The organism is Streptomyces sp. UNOC14_S4, assembly GCF_020740835.1.
In the GTDB taxonomy this organism is placed as follows: Bacteria; Actinomycetota; Actinomycetes; order Streptomycetales; family Streptomycetaceae; genus Streptomyces.
Map to the genome: position 1 here is coordinate 1 of NZ_JAINFC010000560.1, position 4,697 is coordinate 4,697.

At 70.7% G+C, this 4,697-nt stretch carries 2 protein-coding genes; one reads left to right on the plus strand and one right to left on the minus strand.

Annotated elements, in window-relative coordinates:
* Positions 1 to 1,830: FdhF/YdeP family oxidoreductase (locus K6I34_RS31975; protein WP_229331464.1), on the minus strand; the 1,830-nt coding region annotated here is incomplete at its 3' end.
* 253 nt (positions 1,831 to 2,083) lie between these two features.
* Here K6I34_RS31975 and polA point away from each other — a divergent pair.
* The coding region (gene polA / locus K6I34_RS31980; RefSeq protein ID WP_229331466.1) for a DNA polymerase I at positions 2,084 to 4,697 on the plus strand (2,614 nt) is incomplete at its 3' end.

Genomic DNA, 4,697 nt, shown 5'->3' on the forward strand with positions numbered 1-4,697 from the left:
GGGGAGGGTGAAGCCGCCGGGGTGCGCGACGCGGGCGTTGAAGTCCTCGAAGCCGGGGATGACGCGGGCGATGCGGTCGCGGATGGTGGCGTAGTCGTTCTCGAAGGTTTCCCAGGGGGTGGTGGTGCGGGTGCCGAGGACGCGGCGGGCGAGGCGGCAGACGATGGCGGTCTCGGAGAGGAGGTGGGGGCTCGCGGGCTTCAGGCGGCCGCGGGAGGCGTGGACCATACCCATGGAGTCCTCGACGGTGACGAACTGGTCGCCGCTCGCCTGGTGGTCGCGTTCGGTGCGGCCGAGGGTGGGGAGGATGAGGGCGCGGGCGCCGGTGACCACGTGGGAGCGGTTGAGCTTGGTGGATACGTGGACGGTGAGGCGGGCGCGGCGTACGGCGGCTTCGGTGACGTCGGTGTCGGGGGTGGCGGAGACGAAGTTGCCGCCCATGGCGAAGAAGACCTTGGCCTGTCCGTCGCGGAGTGCGCGGATGGCGCGGACGACGTCGAGGCCGTGTTCGCGGGGCGGGGCGAAGCCGAATTCCTTTTCGAGTGCGTCGAGGAAGGCGGGGGCGGGGCGTTCGAAGATGCCCATGGTGCGGTCGCCCTGGACGTTGCTGTGGCCGCGTACGGGGCAGACGCCGGCGCCGGGGCGGCCGATGTTGCCGCGGAGCAGGAGGAAGTTGACGATTTCCCTGATGGTGGGGACGGCGTGCTTGTGCTGGGTGAGGCCCATGGCCCAGCAGACGATGGTGCGGCGTGAGGCGAGGACCATGTCGAGGGCGCGCTGGATGTCGTCGCGGGTGAGGCCGGTGGCGCGGAGGGTGTCGTCCCAGTCGGCGGCGCGGGCGGCGGCCTCGAATTCCTCGTAGCCGTGGGTGTGCGCGGTGACGAAGTCGGTGTCGACGGCGCCTTCGGTCTCGATGATCAGGCGGTTGAGGAGGCGGAAGAGGGCCTGGTCGCCGCCGAGGCGGATCTGGAGGAAGAGGTCGGTCAGCGGGGTGCCGACGCCGGAGATGCCGCGGGCGTTCTGGGGGTTCTTGAAGCGTTCGAGGCCGGCTTCGGGGAGCGGGTTGACAGTGATGATCTTCGCGCCGCCGGCCTTGGCCTTCTCCAGGGCGCTGAGCATGCGGGGGTGGTTGGTGCCGGGGTTCTGGCCGGCGACGATGATCAGGTCGGCCTTGTGGAGGTCTTCGAGGAGGACGCTGCCCTTGCCGATGCCGATGGTCTCCGTGAGTGCCGAGCCGGAGGACTCGTGGCACATGTTGGAGCAGTCGGGGAGGTTGTTGGTGCCGAATTCGCGGGCGAAGAGCTGGTAGAGGAAGGCGGCTTCGTTGCTGGTGCGGCCGGAGGTGTAGAAGACGGCTTCGTCGGGGCTGGTGAGGGCGTCGAGTTCCTCGGCGATGATGTCGAAGGCGCGCTGCCAGGTGACGGGTTCGTAGTGGTCGGCGCCTTCGGCGAGGTGCATGGGCTGGGTGAGGCGGCCCTGCTGGCCGAGCCAGTATCCGCTGCGGCCGGCGAGGTCGCTGACGGGGTGGGCGGCGAAGAAGTCGGGGGTGACGCGGCGGAGGGTGGCCTCCTCGGCGACGGCCTTGGCGCCGTTCTCGCAGAATTCGGCGGCGTGGCGCTTATCGGGTTCGGGCCAGGCGCAGCCGGGGCAGTCGAAGCCGTCCTTCTGGTTGACCTTGAGCAGGGTGAGCGCGGTGCGCCGGACGCCCATCTGGTCGTTGGCCATGCGCAGGGAGTGGGCGACGGCGGTCAGGCCGGCGGCGGCGTGTTGCGGGGCGGTGACGTCGGGTGCGTCCTGGACCGGGTCACTGGTGGGCGGTTTGCCTGCCATGTCGCTCCCCCTCGAGCGGTCGGTGGGTGCGGATCCGTGCGTGGGTGTGATCCGCGGATGTCCGTACGTGCTGATCCTGTCACGGGGGAGTGTCACCGGCCTTGTCGAGGCGGGGCGGGACCGTGTGTGGCGGGGATTGTCAGTGGGCCGTGGCAGGATCGGGGGCGTGGCAGCAAAGACAGTGCAGACGAACGGACCGGTCGGCAGCGAGGCAGCGGAGGCGGTGGAGGGGGGCCGTCCCCGCCTGCTCCTGATGGACGGGCACTCCATGGCGTACCGGGCGTTCTTCGCGCTGCCCGCGGAGAATTTCACGACGGTCGCCGGGCAGCCGACGAATGCGGTGTACGGCTTCGCGTCGATGCTGGCGAACACGCTGCGTGACGAGGCGCCTTCGCATTTCGCGGTGGCGTTCGACGTCTCGCGCAAGACGTGGCGTTCCGAGGAGTTCCCGGAGTACAAGGCGACGCGGTCGAAGACGCCGGACGAGTTCAAGGGTCAGGTCGAGCTGATCGGCGAGCTGCTGGACGCGATGCGGGTGCCGCGGTTCGCGGTGGACGGTTTCGAGGCCGACGACGTGATCGCCACGCTGGCCACGCAGGCGGAGGCGGAGGGCTTCCACGTCTCGATCGTCACGGGTGACCGTGACTCCTTCCAGCTGGTCTCCGAGAACGTGACGGTGCTCTATCCGACGAAGGGCGTGTCGGAGCTGACGCGGTTCACGCCGGAGAAGGTGCAGGAGAAATACGGCCTGAGCCCCTCGCAGTACCCGGACTTCGCGGCGCTGCGCGGTGACCCCTCGGACAACCTGCCGGGCATCCCGGGCGTCGGGGAGAAGACGGCGGCGAAGTGGATCAACCAGTTCGGTTCGTTCGCCGAACTGGTGGAGCGGGTCGAGGAGGTCAAGGGCAAGGCCGGGCAGAATCTCCGTGACCACCTGGAGGCCGTCAAGCTCAACCGCCGTCTGACGGAGATGGTGCGGGACGTGGCGCTGCCGGCGGGTCCGGCGGGTCTGGTGCGCGAGGCGTACGACCGGACGGCGCTGATCGCGTTCCTGGAGGGTCTGGAGATCCGCAACCAGGGTCTGCGGGACCGGCTGCTGGCCGCCGACCCGGGCGCGGAGGCGGAGCAGGAGGCGGCGCCCGAGGCGGGTGCCGAGGTCGACGGCGCGGTGATCGCCGCGGGTGAGCTGGCTCCGTGGCTGGCGGAGCACGGCGCGGGCCCGCTGGGTGTGGCGGTCGTCGACTCGTGGTCGCAGGGCAGTGGCCGGGTGGCGGAGATCGCGCTGGCCTCGGGCGAGGGCCCGGCGGTGTGGTTCGACCCGGCCGAGCTGGACGGGGCCGACGAGCGGGCGTTCGCGCAGTGGATCGCGGACGCGTCCCGGCCGAAGGTGATGCACGACGCGAAGGCCGCGATGCGGGTCTTCCCGGAGCACGGCTGGTCGGTCGCCGGGGTGACGATGGACACCGCGCTGGCCGCGTATCTGGTGAAGCCGGGCCGCCGCTCCTTCGCGCTGGACACGCTGTCGGTGGAGTATCTGGGCCGTGAGCTGGCCTCGGCGTCCGTGGGCGACGGGCAGCTGGCCTTCGGCGCGGACGAGCAGGCCGAGGCGGACGCCCTGATGGGCCGGGCCCGTACGGTCCTGGATCTGGGCGACGCGTTCGCGGGCCGCCTGCGGGAGGTGGGCGCGGCCGAGCTGCTGACGGACGTCGAGCTGCCGACGAGCGACCTGCTGGCGCGCATGGAGCGGGCGGGCATCGCGGCGGACCGCGGCTGGCTGGAGCGCATGGAGCAGCAGTTCGCGGCGGCGGTGCAGCAGGCCGTGACGGAGGCGCACGCGGCGGCGGGCCACGAGTTCAACCTGGGGTCGCCCAAGCAGCTCCAGGAGGTCCTCTTCGGCGAGCTGGGCCTGCCGAAGACGAAGAAGACCAAGACGGGCTACACGACGGACGCCGACGCCTTGGCCTGGCTCGCGGGCCAGACGGAGAACGAGCTTCCGGTGATCATGCTGCGGCACCGTGAGCAGTCCAAGCTGCGGTCCACGGTGGAGGGCCTGATCAAGGCGATCGCGACCGGCGGCCGTATCCACACCACGTTCAACCAGACCGTGGCGGCCACCGGCCGCCTGTCCTCGACGGACCCGAACCTGCAGAACATCCCGGTGCGCACGGACGAGGGCCGGGCCATCCGCCGGGGCTTCGTGGTCGGCGAGGGCTTCGAGTCGCTGATGACGGCGGACTACAGCCAGATCGAGCTGCGCGTGATGGCCCACCTGTCCGAGGACGAGGGCCTGATCGAGGCGTTCGCCTCCGGCGAGGACCTGCACACGACGGTGGCCTCGCAGGTCTTCGGCGTGGCCAAGTCCGAGGTCGACCCGGAGATGCGCCGGAAGATCAAGGCGATGTCGTACGGGCTGGCGTACGGCCTGTCGGCGTTCGGTCTGTCGCAGCAGCTGAACATCGCGCCGGACGAGGCGCGCAGGCTGATGGACACGTTCTTCGAGCGGTTCGGCGGCGTGCGGGACTACCTCCAGCGGGTGGTCGAGGAGGCCCGTGCGACGGGTTACACCGAGACGATGCTGGGGCGCCGTCGCTACCTGCCGGATCTCAACAGCGACAACCGGCAGCGCCGCGAGATGGCGGAGCGTATGGCGCTGAACGCCCCGATCCAGGGCACGGCCGCCGACATCGTCAAGATCGCGATGCTGCGGGTGGCGGAGGCGCTGGCTTCTTCGGAGCTCACCTCGCGGATGCTGCTCCAGGTGCACGACGAAATCGTCCTGGAGGTCGCGCCGGGCGAGCGCGAGGCGGTGGAGGAGCTCGTGCGGCGGGAGATGGCGGGGGCGGTCTCGCTGCGGGCGCCGTTGGATG